This is a genomic window from Streptomyces agglomeratus (assembly GCF_001746415.1).
Classification (GTDB): domain Bacteria; phylum Actinomycetota; class Actinomycetes; order Streptomycetales; family Streptomycetaceae; genus Streptomyces; species Streptomyces agglomeratus.
Map to the genome: position 1 here is coordinate 1,620,674 of NZ_MEHJ01000001.1, position 24,017 is coordinate 1,644,690.

Annotated in this window: 20 protein-coding genes and 2 pseudogenes; 6 read left to right on the forward strand and 16 right to left on the reverse strand. The window is 72.2% G+C overall.

What is annotated here, in order from left to right; all coding sequences use genetic code 11:
* Positions 1–32: 32 nt before the first annotated feature.
* Genes AS594_RS06705 through AS594_RS06720 form a run of 4 tightly spaced genes read right to left on the reverse strand, consistent with a single transcriptional unit; the run spans position 33 to position 1,818 of the window.
* Positions 33–269: a gas vesicle protein GvpG gene (locus tag AS594_RS06705; RefSeq protein ID WP_069926151.1), complete on the reverse strand. Its 237-nt coding sequence runs from the start codon at positions 267–269 to the stop codon at positions 33–35.
* A 7-nt stretch (positions 270–276) separates the two neighbouring features.
* Positions 277–993: a GvpL/GvpF family gas vesicle protein gene (locus AS594_RS06710; RefSeq protein WP_069926152.1), complete on the reverse strand. Its 717-nt coding sequence runs from the start codon at positions 991–993 to the stop codon at positions 277–279.
* Positions 990–1,421: a gas vesicle structural protein GvpA gene (locus AS594_RS06715; protein ID WP_069926153.1), complete on the reverse strand. Its 432-nt coding sequence runs from the start codon at positions 1,419–1,421 to the stop codon at positions 990–992. The genes AS594_RS06710 and AS594_RS06715 overlap by 4 nt, the downstream gene beginning before the upstream one ends.
* Positions 1,422–1,449: 28 nt before the next feature.
* Entirely contained in the window at positions 1,450–1,818 is a 369-nt protein-coding gene (locus tag AS594_RS06720; protein ID WP_079144754.1) for a gas vesicle protein GvpO, read from the reverse strand.
* Between the two features lie 49 nt (positions 1,819–1,867).
* Here AS594_RS06720 and AS594_RS06725 point away from each other — a divergent pair.
* A pseudogene (locus AS594_RS06725) lies at positions 1,868–3,381 on the forward strand (MFS transporter).
* A 66-nt stretch (positions 3,382–3,447) separates the two neighbouring features.
* Here the strand turns inward: AS594_RS06725 and ligD are convergent.
* The 3 genes from ligD to AS594_RS06740 all read right to left on the reverse strand — a co-directional run bounded on the left by ligD (position 3,448) and on the right by AS594_RS06740 (position 7,733).
* Positions 3,448–4,365, reverse strand: a complete 918-nt coding sequence (gene ligD, locus AS594_RS06730; RefSeq protein ID WP_069933284.1) for a non-homologous end-joining DNA ligase — start codon at positions 4,363–4,365, stop codon at positions 3,448–3,450.
* A gap of 125 nt (positions 4,366–4,490) precedes the next feature.
* On the reverse strand, positions 4,491–6,353 hold the full coding sequence (locus AS594_RS06735) for a transketolase (protein ID WP_069926157.1): 1,863 nt from the start codon (positions 6,351–6,353) through the stop codon (positions 4,491–4,493).
* A gap of 27 nt (positions 6,354–6,380) precedes the next feature.
* Positions 6,381–7,733: an NAD(P)/FAD-dependent oxidoreductase gene (locus tag AS594_RS06740; protein ID WP_206281708.1), complete on the reverse strand. Its 1,353-nt coding sequence runs from the start codon at positions 7,731–7,733 to the stop codon at positions 6,381–6,383.
* A 143-nt stretch (positions 7,734–7,876) separates the two neighbouring features.
* On the opposite strand from AS594_RS06740, the gene AS594_RS06745 reads away from it, so the two are divergent.
* From AS594_RS06745 to AS594_RS06755, 3 genes are all read left to right on the forward strand, one after another.
* Positions 7,877–8,839, forward strand: coding sequence for a TIGR03557 family F420-dependent LLM class oxidoreductase (locus AS594_RS06745; protein WP_069934985.1), 963 nt, complete (start codon positions 7,877–7,879; stop codon positions 8,837–8,839).
* A gap of 196 nt (positions 8,840–9,035) precedes the next feature.
* Positions 9,036–9,845 carry a class I SAM-dependent methyltransferase gene (locus tag AS594_RS06750; protein ID WP_069933282.1) on the forward strand — a complete coding sequence of 270 codons (810 nt, stop codon included), beginning with the start codon at positions 9,036–9,038 and terminating at the stop codon, positions 9,843–9,845.
* 79 nt (positions 9,846–9,924) lie between these two features.
* Entirely contained in the window at positions 9,925–10,281 is a 357-nt protein-coding gene (locus AS594_RS06755; protein WP_069926160.1) for a VOC family protein, read from the forward strand.
* Between the two features lies 1 nt (position 10,282).
* Here AS594_RS06755 and AS594_RS06760 read toward each other — a convergent pair whose 3' ends face one another.
* Positions 10,283–12,268, reverse strand: a complete 1,986-nt coding sequence (locus AS594_RS06760; protein ID WP_069926161.1) for a DUF5107 domain-containing protein — start codon at positions 12,266–12,268, stop codon at positions 10,283–10,285.
* Between the two features lie 109 nt (positions 12,269–12,377).
* Positions 12,378–12,920: a GNAT family N-acetyltransferase gene (locus tag AS594_RS06765; RefSeq protein WP_069926162.1), complete on the reverse strand. Its 543-nt coding sequence runs from the start codon at positions 12,918–12,920 to the stop codon at positions 12,378–12,380.
* 180 nt (positions 12,921–13,100) lie between these two features.
* Here AS594_RS06765 and AS594_RS06770 point away from each other — a divergent pair, with 180 nt between their 5' ends.
* Positions 13,101–13,595, forward strand: coding sequence for a DinB family protein (locus AS594_RS06770; protein ID WP_069926163.1), 495 nt, complete (start codon positions 13,101–13,103; stop codon positions 13,593–13,595).
* Between the two features lie 59 nt (positions 13,596–13,654).
* Here the strand turns inward: AS594_RS06770 and AS594_RS06775 are convergent, their stop codons facing one another.
* From AS594_RS06775 to AS594_RS06805, 7 genes are all read right to left on the reverse strand, one after another.
* On the reverse strand, positions 13,655–14,590 hold the full coding sequence (locus AS594_RS06775; RefSeq protein ID WP_069926164.1) for a S66 peptidase family protein: 936 nt from the start codon (positions 14,588–14,590) through the stop codon (positions 13,655–13,657).
* A complete protein-coding gene (locus tag AS594_RS06780; RefSeq protein ID WP_069934986.1) occupies positions 14,587–16,578 on the reverse strand; it encodes a prolyl oligopeptidase family serine peptidase in 1,992 nt (663 codons plus the stop codon). The genes AS594_RS06775 and AS594_RS06780 overlap by 4 nt, the downstream gene beginning before the upstream one ends.
* Before the next feature lie 28 nt (positions 16,579–16,606).
* Positions 16,607–17,971 (reverse strand): M20/M25/M40 family metallo-hydrolase, encoded by a 1,365-nt coding sequence (locus tag AS594_RS06785; protein WP_069926166.1) that lies wholly within the window; start codon positions 17,969–17,971, stop codon positions 16,607–16,609.
* Positions 17,964–18,797 (reverse strand): M55 family metallopeptidase, encoded by an 834-nt coding sequence (locus AS594_RS06790; RefSeq protein WP_069926167.1) that lies wholly within the window; start codon positions 18,795–18,797, stop codon positions 17,964–17,966. The genes AS594_RS06785 and AS594_RS06790 overlap by 8 nt, the downstream gene beginning before the upstream one ends.
* Positions 18,798–18,889: 92 nt before the next feature.
* On the reverse strand, positions 18,890–19,582 hold the full coding sequence (locus AS594_RS06795; RefSeq protein ID WP_069933281.1) for a class I SAM-dependent methyltransferase: 693 nt from the start codon (positions 19,580–19,582) through the stop codon (positions 18,890–18,892).
* Between the two features lie 228 nt (positions 19,583–19,810).
* Positions 19,811–22,204: an MFS transporter gene (locus AS594_RS06800; RefSeq protein ID WP_069926168.1), complete on the reverse strand. Its 2,394-nt coding sequence runs from the start codon at positions 22,202–22,204 to the stop codon at positions 19,811–19,813.
* 179 nt (positions 22,205–22,383) lie between these two features.
* On the reverse strand, positions 22,384–22,827 hold the full coding sequence (locus AS594_RS06805; RefSeq protein ID WP_069926169.1) for an SRPBCC family protein: 444 nt from the start codon (positions 22,825–22,827) through the stop codon (positions 22,384–22,386).
* A gap of 138 nt (positions 22,828–22,965) precedes the next feature.
* On the opposite strand from AS594_RS06805, the pseudogene AS594_RS06810 reads away from it, so the two are divergent.
* A pseudogene (locus AS594_RS06810) lies at positions 22,966–23,996 on the forward strand (Rv2578c family radical SAM protein).
* The last annotated feature ends 21 nt before the right edge of the window (positions 23,997–24,017 follow it).

A 24,017-nucleotide genomic window follows, 5' to 3' on the forward strand; every position in this document is an offset into this window, starting at 1 on the left:
GCGGGCCGCGAGGCCCATGGTCAGTCTGTCGTTCATGTCGTCGGGTTCCTCTTCTCCAGCCGGTCGAGGAGTTCGTCCTCACGGCGGTCGAATTCGGCCTCGTCGATCTCCCCGGCGTCGAGCTGCCGCTCCAGGGCGGACAGTTCGCGCTGGATGGCCGACGGGTCGTAGTACTGCCGTTCCGCCTCCGAGACCACCTGCCGCAGCACCCAGGAGGTGCCGCGGACAGGGGCCAGGGGCAGGAGAAGCAGTTCTCCCAGGAGGCCCATCGCCGGGTCACTCCACGAAACTGTAAGGCGGCAGCGGGCCGTTCACCTGGAGCACGAGATGGGGGTGCTCCTTGCGCAGGGCGTCCACCGCCTCCACGAAGTCCGCGGTGCGGTCACGGTCGACGAGGAAGGACACGTTCGCCAGCCAGCCGCTGCTCTCGGGCCCGGGGCTGACGTCCTGCGCCGCTCCCTCCAGGGCGCGGCGCACCAGTTCGCCGTCGCGCTTCTCGCGCTGCTGCACCGCCGCGACGACCCGTTCGCCGAGCCGCAGCTTCTGCTCGTACGTGCCGCCGCCGGCTGCCCGGTTGGCCTCGTTGAGCGAGCGCAGTTCGGCGTCGTCCGCGAGCACCTGGTGGAGGACGGCCTCCTCGTCGTGCGAGGCCTTGATGTTGTACTCCACCTTGTGGTCGAGCGCGTCGAGCCGCTCCAGGTAGTGCTTCTCGCGCTCGGCGAGGACCGTACGCACCGACTCGTCGTCGGTGGACAGGCTCCCGAAGCGCATCGGGAGCACGGCGCCCACGGCGCCGGCCTCCGCGAGCACCGTCTGGTGCGCGAGCAGGTCGCGGCGCTTGGGCCTGAGGTCCTCGGGAGCGTCGCTCACCAGGGCGGTCAGCTCGCCGGTCTTGAGGGTGCGGACGGGCATCGGCGGCTCGCCGACCCCGTTCGTCGGCTCGGGAAGCGGCGGGTGGTCGCCGCGGGCGATGCCGTAGACGTACGTGCTCATTCCTGCTCCTCCTTCCGGCGGGACGTGCTGCTGCGGCGGCTGCTGGTCTTCGACTCGGCCTTCTCCTCGTCACCGCCGCGGGCCTGCTGGAAGGCGCCCGAGATGGTTTCGGCGGCGCCGGACAGCGCGCCCTTGGACTTGCCCCTGGCGCCGGATTCGGTGACGTCGCCGACGATCTCGGGCAGGCCGGGGCTCTTGTTGGCGCCGGTTTCGAGGTCGAGGCGGTTACATGCCTCGGCGAAGCGCAGATACGTGTCGACGCTCGCCACCACGACCCGGATGTCGATCTTGAGGATCTCGATGCCGACCAGGGAGACACGGATGAACGCGTCGATCACGAGTCCCCGGTCGAGGACGAGTTCCAGGACGTCGTAGAGGCCGCTGGTACCGCCGCCGCCTCCACCTTGCTGTGCCGGGACTACGGTCATGCCGACCGGCCCTCCTTCATGTCGGTGTCTATGAACGGTCCGCCCTGCCGCGTTCGTAGCGGCGGACGCGCCGGTAGCCGGTGAGCGCTCCATAGGCGTCGAGCGTGACTTCGTACGACGCGAGAAGGCTCATCGTGTCGGGGACCCGGGCCAGTTCGAGGACCTCGATCCGCAACATCCAGCCGTCGTCCTCCGTGCGTTCGAAGGACGAAACCGACTCGGCCTCCATACCGGTGAGTTCCGCCAGTTGTCCTCGCGCTCCGCGCAGGACATCCATCGGGCCCGGGAGACCTTCTTTCTTGCCGGCTGAACCCTGTTTGTTCTTGGGGGTGTTCTCGGACGCGTCCGACGTATCAGACGCATCAGAGGTTTCGGGTGTACCTGATGTATTTGCCATTTCAGCCTCCGTCATCTGGTTACCGCTGAAGCGTGGTCCAAACTCCCCGATGCCTGAGCTTTGTTCGAAAGTGCCGGGGTATCCGGGCGTCGTGACACATACGGACACAGGGGTGATTCGCACCCGCATCCCGGCGAGGCTCGACCGCCTCCCGTGGTCTCCCTGGCACTGGCGGATCGTCATCGGACTCGGCACCGTGTGGGTCCTCGACGGCCTGGAAGTGACCATCGTCGGCAACATCGTGGGCCGCCTCGCCGAGGAAGGCAGCGGCATCGACATCACCACCGCCCAGGTGACTACCTGGGCTGCTGCCCTGTACGTCGCCGGGGCATGCGTCGGCGCGCTGTTCTTCGGCCGGCTCACCGACATCTACGGCCGCAAGAAGCTCTTCATGATCACGCTGGCCGTCTATCTCGCGGCGACGGCGGCCACGGCGTTCTCCGAAACCGCCTGGTTCTTCTTCGTCTGCCGCTTTTTCACCGGTTTCGGCATCGGCGGCGAGTACGCGGCCATCAACTCGGCCATCGACGAACTGATCCCGGGCCGGCTGCGCGGCCGTATCGACCTCGTCATCAACGGCACCTTCTGGGCGGGCGCGGCGCTCGGCGCGCTCGCGTCGGTCGCGTTCCTCGACACGGACCTGTTCGCGAAGGACCTGGGCTGGCGGCTCGCCTTCGCGACGGGCGTGGTGCTCGGTCTCGCGATTCTCCTCGTACGCCGGCACGTGCCGGAGAGCCCGCGCTGGCTGTTCGTCCGCGGGCGGGTGGACGAGGCGGACCGGATCGTCGACGGCGTGGAACAGCAGGTGGAGGAGGAGACCGGGAAGCGGCTCACCGTGCCGGACGAAGAGATCGCCATCCGGCAGCGGAAGTCCATCGGCTTCGGCACCATCGTGCGCACGGTGTTCGCGCAGTACCGGGGGCGCACGGCGCTCGGCCTGTCGCTCTTCATCGGCCAGGCGTTCCTCTACAACTCGATCACCTTCGGTTACGCCGTCATCCTGACCGAGTTCTTCGACGTGCCGGTCGGTTCGACGGCGTACTACTTCGCGGTGATCGCGGTCGGCAACCTGCTCGGCCCGCTCGTCCTCGGCCACTTCTTCGACAGCGTCGGCCGCGTGCCGATGATCGCCGGTACGTACATCGCGTCCGGGCTGCTGCTGTTCGGGACGGCGTACCTCTTCCAGCGGGGGTCGCCGTCACGCTGACCGCCTGCTGGTGCGCGGTGCTCTTCTTCGCCTCGGCGGGGGCGAGCTCGGCCTACCTGACGGTGAGCGAGGTCTTCCCGCTGGAGACGCGCGCGATGTGCATCTCCTTCTTCTACGCCGTCGGCACGGCCCTCGGCGGCATCACGGGGCCGCTGCTCTTCAACGGCCTGGTCAGCAGCGGCGAGCGCACCGACACGACGCTGGCGTTCTGTATCGGAGCCGCGCTGATGATCGCCGCCGGTGTGGTCGAGTCGGTGCTCGGTGTGAAGAGCGAGCGCCGGAGTCTGGAGTCGATCGCCGCCCCGCTCAGCGCGGTGACCGACCCCGACCCCGCCTCGGCCGGCAGGACCGCCTGAACGCCGGGATCGCGCGCCCGGCCTGCCGCCGCCGCTGTGCCCGCGCGAGGGGCCCGGGGGTCGCGGTCAGCGCAGGGCGCGCAGGCGCCGGCGCGCCGGGCCCAGGGCGCGGCCCCGGGAGGAGACGCCCGCCCAGGGGTTGGTGCGGGCCTGTTCCAGTACGCCGTCCTGGTCCCTCAACGACCAGGTGCGCGCGGTGAGTTCCTTGTCGTCGAGCTGCTCCCACGAGACCGGCGCGGCGACCGGCGCGCCCTCCCGGGGGCGGACCGACCAGGGGGCGACGGCGGTCTGGGCGTACGCGTTGCGCCCGATGTCGAGGAAGAGCCGGTCGCCGCGGGACTGTTTGCGTACGGCCGTGGTCAGCTCGTCCGGGTGGCGCGCGGTGAGGGTCTGCGCGACCTCGCGGGCGAAGGCGCGGGAGTCGTCGAACGTGGTGCTCCCGTCGAGGGGCACGACGACGTGGAGGCCCTTGGAGCCCGTCGTCATCAGCGTGGACGGCAGCCGCAGCTGGTCGAGGAGTTCGCCGAGCCGGTGAGCGGCCTCCCGTACGGCCGGGAAGTCGTCACCGGGCGGGTCCAGGTCGAAGACCAGGCGGTCGGGCCACTCGATGCGGCCGGCCCGGGAGAGCCAGCGGTGCAGCGTGAGGCACGCCTGGTCGGCGAGGAAGACGAGGGTGGCGCTGTTGTCGCACACGGTGTGCGTGACGGTGCCGCCCTCCTTGGGGACACGGACCCGGCGTACCCAGTCCGGGTAGTGCTCGGGTGTGTCCTTCTGCATGAAGCGCGGGCCCTCGGTGCCGTCGGGCCGGCGCTCCAGCATCAGCGGCCGGTCCCGCAGCTGGGGCACCATGAACGCCGCCACCCGCCGGTAGTAGCCGGCGACATCGGCCTTGGTGAGACCGCAGTCGGGGAAGAGGACCTTCCCGGGGCGGTGGACGGTCACCGTGCGGTGCCCCGCCCTTACGGTCGTGGTGTCGTCGCTCATCGTCTCTCCCGGCCTCGCTCAGGCGTCGTACGGACACGGCGGGCCCGCTTCCCGGCAGGCCCGCACGGCGCGGGGAGGGTGGCGGGATGTTCAGGGCACCCCGCCACCCACGCCCCGCCGCGCTGTCACAGGACGAGCACCTTCTCCGCCAGGAGCTTCACGGCGGCCACGATCGAGTCGGCGTCGATGCCCGCCGCGCCGAGCTGCTCCTGCTCGGTGGCCGAGCCGGGCATGTTGCCCACAGCGAGCCGCACCATGCGCGGCGCCGGACGGCCGTCGGAGAACACCTCCGCGACCGCGTCGCCCAGGCCGCCCTGCGAATGGTGGTCCTCGACCGTCACGAGGCAGCCGGTGCGCTCCGCAGCCTCCTGCACGGCGCGCTCGTCGACGGGCTTGACGGAGTACAGGTCCACGACACGGACCGGCACCCCGTCACGCTCCAGCGAGTCCGCCGCCCGCAGGGCCTCGTGGACCGTCACTCCGGCGGCCAGCAGCGTCAGTTTGTCGTCGTCGCCGGAGCGCAGCAGCTTGCTTCCGCCGACCGGGAACTCCTCGTCGGGGCCGTAGAGGACCGGCATGGCGCCCCTGCTGGTGCGCAGATAGCGCACGCCGCGGCTCTGCGCGTCGCCCTCCGCCATCGCGGCGACGAGCTTCGCCGTCTGGTTGGCGTCGCAGGGGTAGAGGACCGTGCTGCCGTGCACGGCCCGGAACATCGCGAGGTCTTCGAGCCCCATCTGGGAGGGCCCGTCCTCGCCGATGGCCACCCCGGCGTGCGAACCCACGACATTGATGCCGGCCCTGCTGACGGCCGCCATCCGCACGAAGTCGTGCGCTCGGGTCAGGAAGGCGGCGAAGGACGAGGCGTACGGCACGTAACCGCGTGTCTGCATCCCGACGGCCGCCGCGACCAGTTGCTGCTCGGCGATGTAGCACTCGAAGAACCGGTCCGGGTGCTCCTTCGCGAAGAACTGCGACCGCGTCGAGTCGCTCACCTCGCCGTCGAGGGCCACGACGTCGCCGCGCGCCGATCCGAGGGCGGCGAGCGCCTCGCCGTAGGCGTTGCGGGTGGCGACCTCGTCGCCCTTCTCGTACTTAGGCAGCGTCAGCGCGGCGCCGCGCGTGCCGAGCAGGGCGGAACTCAGTGTGGCGGCTGGCTTCTGGACCTCCACGCGGACGAACCGGGGCCCGCCGAGCTCCTCGATCGCGCTCCCGGCGTCCTTGAGCGGCTTGCCGTGCATGCCCTCCTTGTCCTCCACCGCCGCCACACCGCGCCCCTTGTGCGTGCGCGCGACGACGGCGGTGGGCCGGCCGGTGGTCGACCGGGCCTCGTTGAAGGCGGCGTCGACGGCCTCGACGTCGTGTCCGTCGACCTCGATGGTGTGCCAGCCGAAGGCGTGCAGCCTGCGGCTGTACGCCCCCAGGTCCCACTCGTGGCGGGTGGGACCGCGCTGTCCGAGCCGGTTGACGTCGATGACCAGGATGAGGTTGTCGAGGTGCTCGTGGGCCGCGTGCTCGACGGCCTCCCACACCGATCCCTCGGCCATCTCGCTGTCGCCGCTGAGCACCCATACCCGGTACGGCGCCCGGTCGAGCCGCTTGCCCGCCAGCGCCACGCCGACGCCGACCGGCAGCCCCTGCCCGAGCGAGCCGGTGGCCACGTCGACCCAGGGGAGCCGGGGCGTGGGATGTCCTTCGAGGCGGCTGCCGCGCTGCCGGTAGGTCAGGAACTCCTCGTCACCGACGGCACCGGCCGCCCGGTACATGGCGTACAGGAGCGGGGAGGCGTGACCCTTCGAGAGGATCAGCCGGTCGTTGCCCGGATGGTCCGGCCGGTCGAAGTCGTAGCGCAGGTGCTTGCCGAGGAGTACGGCCGCGAGGTCCGCCGCCGACATCGACGACGTCGGATGGCCCGACTGCGCGGCGTCGGCGGCCCGCACCGCGTCGACCCTCAGCTGCTGCCCGAGCTGGATGAGCTGTTCGCTGTCCATGTCACTCCCTGTGGTCACTCCCCGTGGTCATCCGTCGGGTTCACTCTGCTGTGCCCGGGCGCGCGCGCCGGGGACCCTGGCCAGTTCCGGCGAGGACGTGTCGAGCGGAACCGACCAGGACCGGACCAGGCCCAGCTGCACGGCCTGGCGCGGCAGTACGGCGTCGAGCATCCAGTCGGCGGCGACCCGCACCCGGTTCCCCGGCATGGCGGCGAGGTGGTAGCCGCGCGTGACCGCGCCCGCGAGGGGACCGGACAGCGGTACGCCGAGCGGGTTGGCGGCGGCCTTGACGCCGCCGAGGTCCACGACGAACCCCAGGTCGTTGTGCTTGTACTGCTGCCGCTCGCCGTACCCGAGGGAGGCGGCGACGTTGCGGCCCGCCACCTTTCCCTGCCGGGCCGCGTGCTGCGCGGTCATCGGTGTGTACTCCCCCGGCCGCGTGAGGTCGGGCACGGCCGCCGCGTCGCCGCAGGCGAAGACCTCGGGGTGGCCGGGCACGTTGAGGGTCGGCTCGACAAGCAGCCGGCCGCGCTCGACGGGCAGGCCGACCTCCGAGACGAGCGGATCGGGCCGTACGCCGACACACCAGACGACGGTCCTGGTGTCGACGAACTCCCCGTCGTCCAGCAGGACCCCTTCACGGGTGGCCTCCTTGACGGAGGTCTGCGTGCGTACGTCGACTCCTCGCCCGCGCAGCACCTTGTCGGCCGTCCGGGACAGACGGCGGTCCAGTTCGGGCAGGACGCGCGGCGCGATGTCGAGCAGCAGCCAGCGCGGCTTGTGCCCGGCGTGCCGCCAGGCGCGCTGCTTGCGCACGAGGGCGTCGGTGAACATCTGGCCCTGGGCCGCGACCTCGGTGCCGGTGTATCCGGCGCCGACGACGACGAAGGTGCAGCGCGCGGCGCACTCGTCCGGGTCGCCGGTGGCGGCGGCCAGTTCGATCTGGCGGGTCACGTGGTCGCGCAGGTACAGGGCCTCGGGCAGGCCCCGGAAGCCGTGGGCGTGTTCGGCGACACCGGGGACCGGCAGGAGCTTGTTGACGCTGCCGACGGCCAGCACGAGCCGGTCGTACTCCAGCTCGCCCTTGTCGTCCTCGGGCCCCGTGTAGTGCACGCGCCGGGCCGCCAAGTCGACACGGTCCGCCTCGCCGAGGACCAGCCGTACGCGCGGAAGCGTCCCCGGCAGCGAGACCGTCACGCGGCGCGGTTCGAGGATGCCGGCGGCCACCTGTGGCAGGAGCGGGAGGTAGAGGAAGTAGTCGGTCGGGTTGAGCAGGACGATCTCGGCGTTGTCCCTGAGCTGCCGGGAGAGGGTCCTCGCGGCCTGGTGGCCGGCGAAGCCCGCTCCGACGACGACGATGCGGGGACGGTTACGGGTCACTGCGTTCACCTCGTAGGCGGGGCGGTTGCGGTGGACCTTCCCGGTGCCCCTGTCCCCAGGGGCCAAACCCGGCGGCGCGAGTTTCCCGGCGTACGCGCTGGTTACCCGGCGTACAGCAACCGCTCGCCCGGGAGGCACCCCTCATGACCGAGTTCGGATACTTCCTGTCCACCGAGGAGTTCGGCCCCGCCGACCTCGTCGAACAGGCGCGCATGGCCGAGCAGGCCGGGTTCCAGGCGCTGTGGATCTCCGACCACTACCACCCGTGGAACGAGGAACAGGGCCAGAGCCCCTTCGTCTGGTCGGTGATCGGCGCCCTGTCCGAGGCGGTCTCGCTGCCCGTGCAGACCGCCGTGACCTGTCCGACCGTACGGATGCACCCGGCGGTGGTCGCCCAGGCGGCGGCCACGGCGGCCGTCCAGCTCGGTGAGGGCCGGTTCCGGCTGGGCGTGGGCAGCGGTGAGGCGCTCAACGAGCACATCCTGGGCGGGGCGTGGCCGGGCGCGCGGGTGCGGCTGGAGATGCTGGAGGAGGCCGTGCAGCTGATCCGCAGTCTCTTCGACGGCAACGAGGTCAGCCACGAGGGCAAGCACTACACGGTGGAGAACGCCCGGCTCTACACCGTCCCGGACGAGCATGTCCCCATCGACATCTCGGCGTTCGGCGCCAAGGCGCTGTCGCTCGCGTCGCGTATCGGCGACGGGCTCATCACCATGGCCCCCGACGCCGGGCCGGTGACCCGTTTCCGCGACGGCGGTGGGGCCGGCAAGCCGGTCAGCGGCGGGACGAAGGTCTGCTACGGTCCGGACCGCGACGAGGCGGTGCGCACGGTCCACCGGCTTTGGCCGAGCGCTCAGTTGCCCGGTGAGCTGGGTCAGGTCCTGCCCACGCCGCGTCACTTCGAGCAGGCGTCCTCCCTCGTCACCGAGGACATGGTCGCCTCGGACGTGGTGTGCGGGGACGACACCGACGCGCACGTGCGCGCGCCGATGGCGTACGCCGAGGCCGGGTTCGACCGGGCGTACGTGAACCAGATCGGCCCGGACCAGCGCGGGTTCTTCGACTTCTACCGCACCAAGGTGCTGCCGCAGGTACTGGGGACCTGACCCGGCCGGCGCTCCCCCTCCTCCGGCCGCACGTTCCCGCGTACCCGGCCGTCGCACCCGCACGCGCGCCGGCATGCGCACCGCCACGTGTTTCGATGTCCCACATCGCGAGATTTACGTCTCACATTCCGGCATGGCGGCGTAGCGTACGGCGTACCGCTTCACGAGCGGACACTTGAGGAGAAGGAGTACGGCCATGCCCGAGGAGACCGCCGTCTACACCCATGGGCACCACGAGTCGGTGCTGCGCTCGCACAGCTGGCGTACGGCCGCCAACTCGGCGGCGTACCTCTTGGACGAGCTGCGCCCGGGGCTGCGCGTGCTGGACGTGGGCTGCGGCCCCGGCACCATCACGGCCGACCTGGCCGCGCTCGTCGCGCCCGGCCGGGTGACGGCCGTCGACGCGGACGAGGACGTACTCGGGCGGGCGCGCGAGGCGGCGGCTGAACGCGGGCTGGAGAACGTGGAGTTCGCGGTGGCCGACGTCCACGCGCTGGACTTCGCCGACGACTCCTTCGACGTCGTCCACGCGCATCAGGTGCTCCAGCACGTCGGTGACCCGGTGGGAGCGCTGCGGGAGATGCGGCGCGTCTGCCGTCCCGGCGGTGTCGTGGCGGCGCGCGACAGCGACTACGCCGCGATGACGTGGTTCCCGGAGGTGCCGCTCATGGCGGAGTGGCAGCAGTTGTACGGCCGGGTCGCGCGCGCGAACGGCGGCGAACCGGATGCGGGCCGCAGGCTCCTGTCGTGGGCGCGCCGGGCCGGTTTCACCGATGTGCGGGCGTCGGCGTCGGCGTGGTGTTTCGCTACTCCGGGCGAACGGGAGTGGTGGAGCGGCCTGTGGGCGGACCGTACGACGGCATCGGTGTACACCGAACTGGCGGTGTCCGGCGGCCACGCGACCCGCGACGAGCTGGCGGCGATCGCGGGGGCGTGGCGGGAGTGGGGACAGCGGGAGGACGCGTGGTTCATGGTGCCGCACGGAGAGGTGCTGTGCCGCGCCTGACGCGGGCGCCCCCCTCCGCCCGGCGGGAGCCGTCGGCGTACCCCGGCGACGCGCAGGGGGACCAACTACCCTGGTGCGCATGGAGATCCTGGGAACCACGCTGCGCATCTGCGTCGACGACCTGGAGGCCACGGCGGCCTTCTACGAACGCCTCACCGGAAGCCGCGCCCTGCGCTTCGAACGCGGCGGGGTCTCCGTCGCCGCGGTCGGCTGCTTCCTCCTGATGAGCGGCCCCGAGTCCGAGCTCGAAGTGCTGCGCAAGGTCTCCGCGACCATCGCCGTCAACGACGTCGACGAGGCAGGCGCGGCCCTGGCCGGGGCCGGGGCCCGCATCATCGCGGGCCCGGTCCCGACCCCGGCCGGCCGCAACCTGATCGCCGCCCACCCGGACGGCTCGGTTTTCGAGTACGTCGACCGGCGCCCCGCCACCGTCTGAACTACTCCACGGCCGGCGGCCGCATCCGGTAGTCGTACGCGTCGGGCAGCGGCTCGTCGCTGACCGACGCCCACACCTCGCCCAGCACCTCCGCGCCCTCCCGCAGGTCCGGCACCTCGAACCCGGCGCCGAAGAGGGCGCGGGCGCCCTCCTTGTCGCCCTCGGCGGCCAGGAGTTGCGCCTCGGCGAGCCGGAAGCGGCCGCTCGCCCGGACCTCCGGCGGCAGCCCCTCCCACACCGCGCGCGCCGCGTCCGCCCGGCCCACCGCGAGCAGCGCGCCGATCGCCTCGCGCCCCAACGCGGCCGTCGCCGCCGCCCACTCCTCGCCGTCGCCCCGCTCCCGGCAGAGGTCTTCGAACGCCTCGGCGTAATGATCGGCGGCGCGCCCGGCGTTGCCCGCGTCGAGGTCGGCGACGGCGAGGCAGCGCAGCAGCGGCCAGCGGGACCGGGTGATCTTGAGGCCCCGCTCCCAGCTGCGCACCGCCTGCGCCACATCGCCCGCGTGCCACTGGGCGACCCCCAGGTGGTACTCGGTGAGGGGCTCGGCCGGAGCCGTCTCCAGCATGTCCCGCCAGTGCTGCGCGACCAGGGAGGGTCCGGGCGGCGTCGGCGCCCCGCCCGCCCGGTCCGGGAACGTACCGCTGCGCAGCAACTCCCGCCAGGGCCGCTGCTGTTCCCCGAGCGTCGCCTCGTCGAAGGGCGTGCCCGGGAGCTTGAGCCCGCCACGCAGAACCTCCAGCGCGCCCCACCCGGAGCCGGCCGCGAGCGACTGTCCGGGCTCGTGATCGGCGTACGGCCGCCACGCCTCGTACGCCGCGTCCACCCGCGCCCGCGGCAGCGCCTCCTCCAGCCGCGCCCCGGCCTGCGCGCGCGCCGTCGGCCAGTCCTCTCCGTGCACCGCGCGAGGGTCGGCGGCCAGCGGGCCGTACGCCTCCAGCCAGCTGAACTCGGCCCCGGCCTCCAGCGGTACGTGTTCGAGCTGCGTACGGGCGAGTCCGGCCTGGATCTCGGCGTAACCGGGCGTCCCCGGCTCGGTCAGCCACCGCTGCCAGCGCCGCCCGCCGCGCCCCGCGCCCCACAGGAACAGCTTGCGCCCGCTCAGCCGGTCGGTGGAGGTCTGGACGAGCCCCTGCCCGCCGGCGTCGAGCGAGGCGATCCACTTGCGGGCGTCGCGGGGCACTTCGTAGAAGTAGTCGGCGGGGTGGTCGCCGCGCAGCGGGTACGTACGGTCGACGCCGTCGCCGTGGGCGTCCGGTACCGGCACCCGCCGCAGACTGCGTGCGTAGCCGAAGTGCCAGGCCTCGTCCGCCGGGGCGAGGACCCGCGTCCCCTCGTCCTCGGGTACGGCGATGTTGGACCACCAGTAGGTGGGGACGGTCCGCTCGTGCGGGTTGCGTATCCGTACGCCGACGTACAGGAACTCCGAGTCGGCCGGCAGCCACAGGTCCACCTGGAAGGGCAGGTCGCGCAGCCTCTCCCACTCCCACAGCCTGACCATGTCGCCGCCGTCGGGGGCGGGGACGATCGCGGCGTGCAGCGGGGCGCAGGACAGTGTCGTGTGTCCGGTGGCGCCGATGTTCCACTCCAGTCCGCCGGAGAACCACGCGCCGTTGAGCGCAAAGTCGGCGGGCTGGAGGACCGGGTTGCGGTAGAGGAGTTCGCGGCCCGCCGGCTTGTGGAACAGCGAGTGCACGCGCCCGCCGAGCCCCGGCAGCACGGTGGCTCGCAGGTGGTCGTTCTCGATGACGATCGCGTCGAGGTCCGTCGGCGTACGCTCACGTCCGTATCCGTCCAGGACGCGCACGGGCAGCAGCGTGCGCAGCGGCTCGTAGCCGATCTGCCGGGCCATGTCGCGCGGGAGACCCGTGCGCGAGCGCTCGTCGACGACGTGCTGCTCGTCGAGTGGCCGGAGCCCCGGAAGAGGGTTCTCCGGGCCCAAAGGGGCGGCGGGCAGGGTCAGTACGGCACGTCGCACAGTCGTGGCCAAGGCAGCCTCACTCCCTCGTACGGGCCACCGTCCGCCGGCGCCCGACGCCCATCGGAACACGGCGGACGCCCCGCTGACCAGGGGTCCTGATCCGGCGGGCAGCCGGACGTCAGCCGCGCATTTCCGTGGTGATCGCCCATCGTTCGTGGTCGCGCCAGGCACCGTCGACGTGGATGAAGTCCGGCGAGTAACCCTCCAGCCGGAAACCGGCCCTGCGGACGAGCGCGATGGACGCCTTGTTCGCGGGCTGGATGTTGGCCTCCAGGCGGTGCAGGCCCAGAGGGCCGAACGCCTGGTCCAGGACCAGGCCGAGGCCCTCGCTCATCAGACCGCGGCCCGCCGCGTGCGCGAACGCCCCGTAGCCGAGGGAGCCGCACAGGAAGTTGCCGCCGACGATGTTGTTGATGTTGATGAAGCCCGCGATGCCGCCGCCGGAGCGCTCGCACACCAGGTAACCGACCCGCGTCGGGTCGTCGATGAGCGTACCCGCGTACGCGGCGTACGCCGTGGGCCGGTCCGGCGGGAAGAGCCACGGGTGGTGCAGGCTCTTGCTCTCCCGTACTTGTTCGGTGAACTCGTCGGCGTCGGCGAGGCTGAAGTGCCGCAGGGCCACACGGGGGCCCTCGGCGAGGAGGGCGGCGCTCTCGGACATGCGGTCAGGCTACTTCGGTCAGCTGCCGGGCCCTGTCTGCGCCGTCCCGGGAAGCAGCCGCCGCCCAGGGCGCCGATGCCCGCCGTGGCCGGCAGGGCCACGCCCTTGGGGCTGTTCCGGCCGCCTTCCCGGAGCGGCGGGCGGGACGCGATGTCAGACCCGGCTGTTACGTTCCGGGACATGACGACGAAGCAGGTGCCTTACACCGGCGGCGAGAAGGAAAGCCTCCAGGTCAGCCTGGACCGGCACCGTGATGCGGTGCTGTGGAAGCTCGACGGTCTCGACGACGAGCAGCTGCGCCGGCCCATGACCCCGTCCGGGACGAACCTGCTCGGCCTGGTGAAGCATCTGGCGACCGTCGAGTACGGATGGTTCTGCACGACGTTCGGGCGCGAGAGCGAGCCGCTGTGGTTCGATCCGTACGAGGACATGACCGTGACCGACGACGAGTCCACCGCGAACATCGTGGCGTTCTACGGGCGGGCCCGCGCGGCAGCCGACCGGGCCGTGGCCGAGCTGGACCTCGACACCGCGGGCACGTCGTGGTCGGGCAACACGGTGTCGCTGCGCTGGGTGCTCATCCACATGCTGGAGGACACCGCGCGGCACGCGGGCCACATGGACATCGTCCGCGAGCTCATCGACGGGGCGACGGGGGCCTACCGGGGGACCTGACCGCGCCCGCCGACCGCCCGGCCCCGCTCCCCCGCTCCCCCGCTCCCCAGCTCCGGGGCTCAGCGCAGCGCCGGCACGTCGAGCGTGAGCGTGCGGGTGTCCGTGTCGAGTACGGCGGGCACGCCCAGCGGCACCGTCAGGGCGGTGGCGCAGTGCCCGAAGCCCAGCTCCTCGACGACCGGCACGCCCAGGGCCCCCAGCCGGTCGTACAGCAGCGGCCGCACCTCCTCCTCGTACGGGCCGCAGTCCTCCCAGGAGCCGAGGGCGATGCCCGCCACGCCGTCCAGCCAACCGGAGCGCAGCAGCTGGGTGAGGATCCGGTCGAGGCGGTACGCCTCCTCGCCGATGTCCTCGACGAGCAGCAGGCCGCCCCGCGCACCGGGCCGCGCACGCGGTGTGCCCAGGTCGGCGGCGAGCAGGCTGACGCAGCCGCCGAGCGTGATGCCGCGCGCCCGGCCGGGGACGAGGACCCCGGCCGTCTCCAGCCCCAGCGTCATCACCGACTCGGGGTCGAAGAGGGTGGCCCGCAGCGACTCCTGGGTGCGGGCGTCCTTGAGGAAGGCCGTGGTGGCGGCCATCGGACCGTGCAGGGTGGCGAGTCCCAGCCGTACGGCGAAGGCTTCGTGCAGCGCCGTGATGTCGCTGTAGCCGACGAAGACCTTGGGGCCGGCCGCGCGCATCGCCGCCCAGTCGAGCAGGTCCACCATGCGCTGGACGCCGTAACCGCCCCGCGCGCAGATCACCGCGTCCACGGACGGGTCGCACCAGGCATCCTCCAGGTCCCGGGCCCGCGCCCCGTCCGCGTCGGCGAGATACCGGAGCTCCCGGTGCGCGCCCGGCACATGCGGGCCCACCACGGGGTCGAGGCCCCAGCCCCGCAGGATGTCGAGCCCCGCTTCGAGCCGCTCGCCGGGGACGGGTCCGCTCGGGGCCACGACGGCGACCCGCGCCCCCGGCCTCAGCCGTGCGGGCCGGGTCAGCGGCGCGAGGGTCATGTGCCGAGCTCCAGTCGCGGTACGTCACCGCGGTCGATGCCGAAGGTCTGGACGTAAAGGGCGAGTTCGGCCTCCAGCGCGCGGGCCAGCGTGTCGGCCCTGCGGAAGCCGTGCCCCTCGCCCTCGAAGGTGAGGTACGCGTGCGGGATGCCGCGCCCCGCCAGGCGCTCCAGCAAGCGCTCGCACTGCGCGGGCGGGCAGATCACGTCGTCGAGCCCCTGGAGCAGCACGAAGGGCGCGGTGATCCGGTCGGCCCGGTGCACGGGAGAGCGTCCGCGGTAGCGGTCGGGGTAGGCCGCGAGCGGTCCGACCAGGCTCTCCAGGTACCGCGACTCGAAGTCGTGGGTGCCGCCCGTCGCCCAGGCCGTCAGGTCGAGGATCGGGTAGAGGACGGTGCCGCACGCGTACACGCCGGTGCTGGTGAGGGAGGCGGCGGCGGTCCAGCCGCCCGCGCTGCCGCCCCGGATCGCCAGCCGCCGCGGGTCGGCCGTGCCCTCCGCGGCGAGGGCGACGGCGACGGCGGCGCAGTCCTCGACGTCCACGACGCCCCACTGCTCGCGCAGCCGGTTGCGGTAGTCGCGCCCGTACCCGGCGGATCCGCCGTAGTTGACCTCGGCGACGCCGATGCCGCGCGAGGTGAAGTAGGCGATCTCCAGGTCGAGTACGAGCGGGGCGCGGCCGGTGGGCCCGCCGTGCGCCCACACGACGTACGGCGGCAGTTCGTCGGCGGGTGCGACGCGGCCGGGGTGGTGCGGCGGGTAGATGTGGGCGTGCGTCTCGCGGCCGTCGGGACCGGTGAAGACGCGGATCTGCGGCTCGGGGTAGAAGGACGGGTCGACCGGGTCGTCGTGCGCGGACCCGATGACCCGCGTGTGCCCGGTACAGGTGTCGAGTTCCATCACCTCGTACGCGCTGCGCGGGCTGGCGGCGACGCCGACGACCCGGCTGCCGTGCACGGCGAGGGTGGGCGACCATTCGGTCCAGGGGCCCGCTGAGTCGACGACCTCGCAGCTCTCCGGGTCGAGGATGCCGAGCGCGGTGGTGCCGCTGCCGTGGATGACGGCGACCAGGCCGTTGTCCAGCGGGTGGAACCACCGCAGGCCGATCTTCCAGAGCGGCCCGCCGAACTCCTCCTCGCGGGAGCAGAGCGCCACGGTGCCCCCGTCCGGGTCCGCGCGGTAGAGGTTCCACCAGCCGCTGCGGTCGCTGGAGAAGAGCAGTTGCCCGCCGGCGGTCCAGTCGACCTGCGCGACCGATTCGTCGGGCCCGCCGACCAGGCGCCGGGCCCCCTGGAAGGTGCCGTCCCCGGCGACGTCCGCGAGGATCACTTCCGTGCCGTCCCAGGGCATCCGGGGATGGTCCCAGGCGATCCAGGCCGCCCGGCTCCCGTCCGGGGAGACGCGGGGCCCGGTGACGAACCGGTGCGCGCCGTCGGAGAGTTCCCGTACGGCCGCCCGGTCCCCGGCGGCCGATCCGTCGAGCGGTACGGCCACCACGACGCGCCGCACGTCGCTGGGGCCCTCCCCCGTGAACTCCTCCAGCACGCACCACACCTCGCCCGCCGCGCCCCGGTCCATCCGCAGCTGCGGGTCGGCCCAGCGCAGGCCGCCGCCGACCGCCGAGACGGGGGTGAGGGGGCGCGGTTCGGCGCCGGGGACGTCGGGTTCGTACGCGTAGAGCCGCTGATCCGGGAAGTGGACGAAGACGACGAGCGGCCCGCCCGCCGCGCGCTGCGCCCCGGCCCAGGGCTGCCCGCCGTACTCGATGACTCTGCTGCGTACGTTCCAGGGAGCGGGCAGAACCGATTCCTCGCCGCCGTCCGCCCGTCGGCGTACCAGGGCGCGCCGGCCGCCCTCGGTGGGGCGCGGCGCCGTCCACCACACCTCGTCGCCGACCACGCCGACGTACTCGGGGTGCCCGTCGTGCGAGGCGGCGAGCCCGGCACCGATCGGCGACGGCCAGCTTCCGTACGGTCCAGTGGGCACCATGCCGTCCAACTCCCCCTGCTTGTCCCTGCTAGGCGGTCTTCAGGTAATGATCGAGCACGCGCACGCCGAAGTGGAGGGCCTCGACCGGTACACGTTCGTCGACGCCGTGGAACAGCGCCTGGTAGTCGAAGTCAACGGGCAGCTTCAGCGGTGAGAAGCCGTAGCCCGTGATGCCGAGCCGCGAGAACTGCTTGGCGTCGGTACCGCCCGACATGCAGTACGGCACGACGTGCCCGCCCGGTGCGAAGTGCTGCACCGCCGCACGCAGTTTCGCGTACGTCGGCGAGTCGGTCGGCGCCTCCAGGGCGGTCTCCCGGTGGTGGAACTCCCAGTCCACTCCGTCCCCGGTGAGCAGGTCCAGGGTCCGGCGGAACTCGTCCTCGCCACCCGGCAGGAACCGTCCGTCGACGTAGGCGGTCGCCCGCCCCGGGATGACGTTGACCTTGTAACCGGCATCCAGCATCGTCGGGTTGGCGCTGCCCCGTACGGTCGCCTCGACCAGCGCGGCGGCGGGCCCCAGCTTGTTGAGCAGCGCGTCCACGTCGAAGTCGGGCGACTCGAAGTCCGGTGCGTCGAGCTGGTGCAGGGCGGCGAGTTCGGTGAGGCTGGCCCGGACGGTCGGCGTGAGCCGCACCGGCCACTCGTACGCGCCGATCCGGGCGATGGCGGCGGCCAGCCTGCTGACCGCGTTGTCCCGGTTGACCTTGGAGCCGTGGCCGGCCGTGCCGACCCCGGTGAGCTTGAGCCAGCCGGTGCCCCGCTCGCCGGCCGCGATCGGGTAGATCTCCATGCCCGGACCGGCGTGGAAGGTGTAGGCCCCGGACTCGCTGATGCCCTCCGTGCAGCCTTCGAAGAGCTCGGGGTGTTCGGCGGCGAGGAAGCCCGAGCCGTCGACGGCGCTGGCCTCCTCGTCGGCGGTGAAGGCGAGCACGATGTCGCGGCGCGGCCGGGTGCCGGTGCGTGCCCAGGCCCGTACGACGGCGAGGACCATCGCGTCCATGTTCTTCATGTCGATCGCGCCCCGGCCCCAGACCACGCCGTCGCGGACCTCGCCGGAGAAGGGGTGCACGCTCCAGTCGGCGGGCTCGGCGGGTACGACGTCCAGGTGACCGTGGACCAGCAGCGCGTCGGCGGACGGGTCGGTGCCGGCGATCCTGGCGACGACGTTGGTCCGTCCGGGGGTGCGTTCGAGCAGGAGCGGCGCCAGGCCGGCGTCCGCCAGCCGCTCGGCGACGTACTCGGCGGCCGGGCGCTCGCGGCAGTCCCCGCCGCCGCGGTTGGTGGTGTCGATCCGGATGAGATCGGACGTGAATGCCACCACCTCGTCGAGCGCGAGCGCGTCGATCGTGGCCCCGTCGGCCGGTCTCCCGTCGATCGGCTGCTTGTCAGCCATACTGCTCCTCCACCGCGGCCGAGACGATCGTCGTAACGGCCTTGAAAGTACGAATGCCCTCATACATCGTCGCGCTGGTGTACGCGACACGCCGTTCTGCGGTCGCCTCCACCCCCGGTACCACGGTGGCGACACCCGAAAGGTGCTCCGCGTCGAATTCCAGCTCCACGGTGAACGAGCCGCCGCGCACCGGCTCGTGGCGCACGGCCAGAGCCGTCGCCTCCTTGGCGGCGGCCCTGATGTCCGCCGCGGTACGGGCCGGGGTGCGGCACACCGCGGCGTACCGGGAGACGTAGTCCTTGACCGCGACCTTACGCGCCCCGGGAGCGTACCCCTTCGCGTCCTCGCAGGTCAGGTCGTCGCCGGTGACAAGGACCACGGGCACGCCGTACTCCGCGACGACGTGGGAGTTGAGCAGCCCCTCACTGGCCCGCTCGCCGTTCACCCACACCCCGGTGATGGAGTTGGCCAGGTACGTGTGCGCCAGGACGCCCTCGGTGCCGGCGCCGGTGTGGTAGCCGACGAACGCGATGCCGTCCACGTCCCCGTGCTGCACACCTTCGACCATGCTGAGGGATTTGTGCCGCCCTGTGAGCATCTGGGCGCGCTCGTCGAGCTGCTCCAGGAAAAGATTGCGCATGGTCCAGTGCGCCTCGTTGATGAGCACCTCGTCGGCGCCCCCGTCGAAGAAACCGAGGACGGCCGCGTTGACGTCCGACGTGAACAGGGACCGGCAGCGCTCCCACTGCGGAGTCCCCGCCAGTACGTCGGCCGGCCAGGTGACGCCGGTCGCGCCCTCCATGTCCGCGCTGATCAGGATCTTCATGCGGCATCACGTTACGCGCAGCCGCACGCCCCGGCCAGGTCTGCCGGCGCCACGCGAGGCCCGGTTCCCACGACTCCCGTGCGCTCCACCGCTCACCCTCCTCCCGCTCCCGGGGCGGCGCCGCCCGGCAGTGTCTGGGTGATCCGCCACAGGCGGCGCGGCAGGTCGCCCTCCTCGAAGGCGTGGACCTCACGCAGCTCCCACCCCTCGGCCAGCGCGTCGACGAGGGCGCGGTCGAAGAAGTGCACCGCGAACCCGCCGTGCTCGAAGATGTCGTCCCCGTGGGCCGTGCCCGCCCCGTAGTGGGCGTCACCGGTGTGCCGGACCGTGTAGACGAACGTGCCTCCGGGGCGCAGTACCCGCCGTACCTCGTCCGCCAGTTGACGGATCTCGGGCGTCGACAGCGCCATGCACATCAGCAGGTGGGCGAAGACCGCGTCCACGGATCGGTCGGGCAGCGGCAGCGGGCGGCGCACGTCGTGGACCAGGACACTCACCGAGGAGCCGAGCCCCAACTCCGCTGCGCGTTCGACCAGTTGATCAAGACCGGCCGAGCTGAAGTCCACGGCGCGGACCGCGAAGCCGCAGCCGGCGAAGTACAGGGCGTCGCGACCGTGCCCCGCCCCCAGCTCCAGTACGTCCTCGGCGCCCGCCACGCGGAACACCGCGGCGGCGTGGACGGCGGCGGCCGAGGGAGCCTCGCCGTACATTCGGGGATGGCCGGCGTACGTCCGCTGCCAGTGCTCGCGCTGCGCGTCGGCCGGCTCCCGGCCCTGCTCCGGCATCGTTGCTCCCTGGGGTCCACCGGCGTGCCCCGCACCGGGGCCGGGCCCAGCGTAGGACCCGGCACCGGACCGGCCCTGCTCAGCGCGCCCGCAGCGGACCGCGAACCCGCCACGTCACTCCGAACGGCCCACGACCGGCCGCCGCGGCCGAAATCCGCGGGACACCCGTCGTGGGTGCCCGGTCGGTGGGGGCCGGGTCGGTGGGGGGTGCCCCGCCGGTGGGTGCCCTCAGTCCTCGTGGCCGAGTTGCAGGTCGCGTTCGGTACGGCCGCCGCCCGCGACCTGGAGCACGGTGGCGACCGGCGGATAACCCGCGGCGATCACCGTGTACTCGCCGGAGGAGAGGTCGACGAAGCGGAACGTGCCGTCGGGGCCGGTGGTCAGCGTGTCCACCACGTTGCCCCCGGCGTCCAGCAGCGTCACCCGGGCGTCCTCGACGGGCCGTCCGCCGGTCGCCCGTACGGTGCCGCGCAGCACCGCGCCGCCCGCCAGCTCGATGTCCTGGCGGGTCTCCCGCGACGCCTGCACGCTCACCGGAAGCGCGGCGGGACGGAACGCGGGCGCGCTCCCGGCCAGGGTGTACTCCCCCGCGACCAGCTCGGTGATGACGTACCCGCCCTCGCGCCCGCTGCGGGTCGACGCGACGACCTCTCCCCGTACGTCGGTGAGCGTCACGGCGGCGTCCCGTACCGGTGTCCCGTCCGCCGTGTGCACGGTCCCGGCGAGGCGGCCCGCGCCGCCGAGCACCACATCGAGCTCGACGGGCCGTTCCCCCACGGTCACGGTGACGGCCTGCGGCTGGTGCCCGCCGGCCGCCGCGATCATCACGTACGACCCGGACCCGGCCACGCTCAGCGCGTACCGCCCGTCCTCGCCGCTCGCGCCGCGCCCGACCTGCCGCCCCGATACGTCGATGAGGGTGAGGGCCGCGCGCGGTACGACGCTGCCGTCGTGGTGCTGGACGGTTCCGCAGACGGGAACGCCCGCCAGGTAGGGGGCGGCGGTGCGGGCCGCCGGGACGGTGGAGGACTCGGCTGCGGGGGCGTTGTGGGACACCAGCGGTTTCTCCTTGAGGAAGCAGGCGATGAGCAGGCCGAGAACGAGCACCGGCACGAGGTAGAGGAAGATCCGCGGCATGGCCTCGGCGTACGCGTCGATGTAGGCGTCGCGCAGAGCGGGCTCCATCGCGTGCACGAGCTGCGGGGTGATGGCCGCCGGATCGGGCAGGCCGACGTCCCCGGGCAGCCGCTCGGCCAGCTCGTCGTCGAGCCGGTGGGCGAAGAGGGTGCCGAAGACGGCGGCGCCCACGCTGCCGCCGACCTGCCGGAAGTAGTTGTGGGCGCTCGTGGCGGTGCCCAGGTCGGCCGGGGGAACGGAGTTCTGGACGGCGAGGATGAGCACCGGCAGGACGAGCCCGATGCCGATGCCGAGTACGGCCATCCAGATGCTGTAGTGCAGCCGCGAGGTGTCGGCCTCCAGCCGGGACAGCAGCCACATGCCGAGCACCGAGCACGCGCTGCCGGCGACCGGGTAGACGCGGTAGCGGCCGGTGCGGCTGATGAGCTGGCCGGACACGATCGAGGCGACGACCACACCGCCCATCATCGGCAGCATCAGCAGCCCGGACTCGGTGGCGCTGGCACCGCCGAGCATCTGGAGGAACGTCGGCAGGTAGCCGGCGGCGCCGAAGAGCGCGATGCCGACGACCGCGCCGACGAGGCCGGTGACGGTGAAGACGGAGTCGCGGAACAGCCGCATCGGCATGAGCGGTTCGGACGCGCAGTGCTCGACGACGACGAACAGCAGAGTCGTTCCGGCGGCTCCGGCCGCGAGGCCGAGGACGACGCGCGAGTCCCAGGCGTACTGCGTACCGCCCCAACTGGTCAGCAGCACCAGGCAGGTGGAGGCGGCCGCGAGCAGCAACGCGCCCAGTACGTCGAGCCTCGGCCGTACGCGGGGCTTGGGGAGCTTCAGTGCGACGGCGATGACGGCCATGGTGACCAGGCCGAACGGGACGTTGATGTAGAAGCACCAGCGCCAGGACGCGTGGTCGGTGAAGAAGCCGCCGAGCAGCGGTCCGGCCACCGACGCGAGGCCGAACACGGCGCCGATGAGGCCCATGAAGCGGCCCCGGTCCCGGGGCGGCACGATGTCGGCGATGATCGCCTGGACGCCGATCATGAGGCCGCCGGCGCCGACGCCCTGAAGGGCGCGGAAGGCGATGAGCTGGTCCATGGTGCGCGACCAGCCGGCCAGCGCCGAGCCGACGACGAAGACGGCGATCGCGAACTGGAAGACACCTTTGCGGCCGAACAGGTCACCCAGTTTCCCGTAGACGGGCAGGCCGATCGTGGCGGTGAGCAGATAGGCGGTGATGGCCCACGACATCCGGTCCAGGCCCTGGAGTTCACCGACGATCTTCGGGAGGGCGGTGGCGACGATCATCTGCTCCAGCGCCGCGAGGAGCAGCGCGAGCATCAGCCCGAAGAACACCAGCCGGACCCGCCCCGGACTGAGGGGCCGGGTCCCGGCGTCCGCCGGGTCGGGGAGTCGCGGTGGGGGCGCCGACGGCTCGACGGCGCCGCCCGCCGCGTCCGCCTTCACCAGAGTGATCCCGCCCACGTACCGCTCCCCTCGTCGCACTGCGCCGCCCTTTTCTCGCATTGCGCGACAACAGGGAGCAAGCGGGGCGATCGGGGCAGGAGGCGTACGCGGGCGGCTTCACCCCCGGTGGGAGCCCCTGCGGCGCACTACCGGCGCGCCGGGAAGACCACTCGAACCGGTGACGACTGCCGGGTGGCCTACTTCTCCACGTGTGCGGCGAGGTTGGCGAGCAGGGCGTCGTAGATCCGGCCCAGCCCCTTGGGCGCGAACGTCCTCTCGAAGAAGCCCCCGATGCCGCCCGCGCCGTTCCACACGGTGCTGACGACGGCCTTCGATTTGCCCTCGCCGGCCGGGGTGACGGTCCAGGTGGTGACCATGGACGAGTTGCGGTCCTTCTCGACGAGCTGCCCGTCGGTCGGTTCGGTCACCTCGAGTAGGCAGTCGCGGACGCGCTTGCTGGTGGCCTGGAGCTTCCAGTGGACGAGGGTGCCCTCGCCGTCGCCGCCCTCGCGCACCTCGTACTCGGAGAAGTGCTCGGGCAGGAGCTTCTCGCGCGCGCCGCTGTAGTCGGCCAGCGTGTCGAACACCGTCTCCGCATCCGCCGCGATGATCCGCTCCGTGGTGGCCTCGACCTGCGCCATGCCTGTTCCTCCAGCACTTCGGTTTTCAAGGGTGCGGCTTACCCAACCACCTCCCACGCGGCCGCCCAAAATCGGGGTTGCACCACAGAAGGGGAACATGTGTTCTATTCTGTGGTCAGTGCTACCGAGGAGGCGCACATGCGCTGGAACAATCTGGCCGAAAACCCCACCACCACCGGGGAGGCCGCGCTCTTCGGAACGGACGCGGTGACCACCCGTACCTTCGACACCCCGGAATTCCGGGGGATCACCTTCCACGAGGTACGCGCCCGCTCGATCATGAACCGGGTGCCGGGCGCCTCACGCATGCCGTTCGAATGGACGGTCAATCCGTACCGGGGCTGCACGCACGCATGCGTCTACTGTTTCGCCCGCAAGACCCACACCTATCTGGATCTGGACACGGGCCTGGACTTCGACTCCCAGATCATCGTGAAGATCAACGCGCCGGAGCTGCTGCGCGGTCAGCTCGCGTCCAGCCGCTGGCAGGGCGCGCACATCGCGATGGGTACGAACGTCGACTGCTACCAGCGCGCCGAGGGCCGCTACCGCCTGATGCCCGGCATCATCGCCGCCCTGCGCGACCGCGCGAACCCCTTCTCGATCCTGACCAAGGGGACGCTGATCCTGCGCGACCTCGACCTGCTGGTGCAGGCCGCCGAGGTGACCGAGGTCGGCATCTCCGTCTCCGTCGGCTTCACGGACCAGGAGCTGTGGCGCACGGTCGAGCCGGGCACACCCTCCCCCGAGCGCCGTCTGGACGTCGTACGCACGCTCACGGACCACGGCATCGGCTGCGGCGTCCTGATGGCACCAGTCATCCCCTTCCTCGGGACTCCCCCGACCAGCTGCGCGCCACCGTCCGGGCGATCGCCGTCTCGGGCGCGACCTCGGTGACCCCGCTGGTCCTGCATCTGCGGCCGGGAGCGCGCGAATGGTTCATGGCGTGGCTGGGGAAGCATCATCCCCACCTCGTGCGGCGGTACGAGCGGCTGTACGCCGAGGGGGCGTACGCCCCCAAGTGGTACCAGCGGCGGATCACCCGTCAGGTGCACGAGCTGGCGACCGAGTTCGGCATAGGCCCGTCGGGGCCTGGCGCGCGCCGGCGCGTTCCCGCGACGGCGACGGAGCCGGAGGCTTCCGGCCCCACCCAGCTCACTCTGCTCTGACGCCCGGCAGCCCGGGACGCC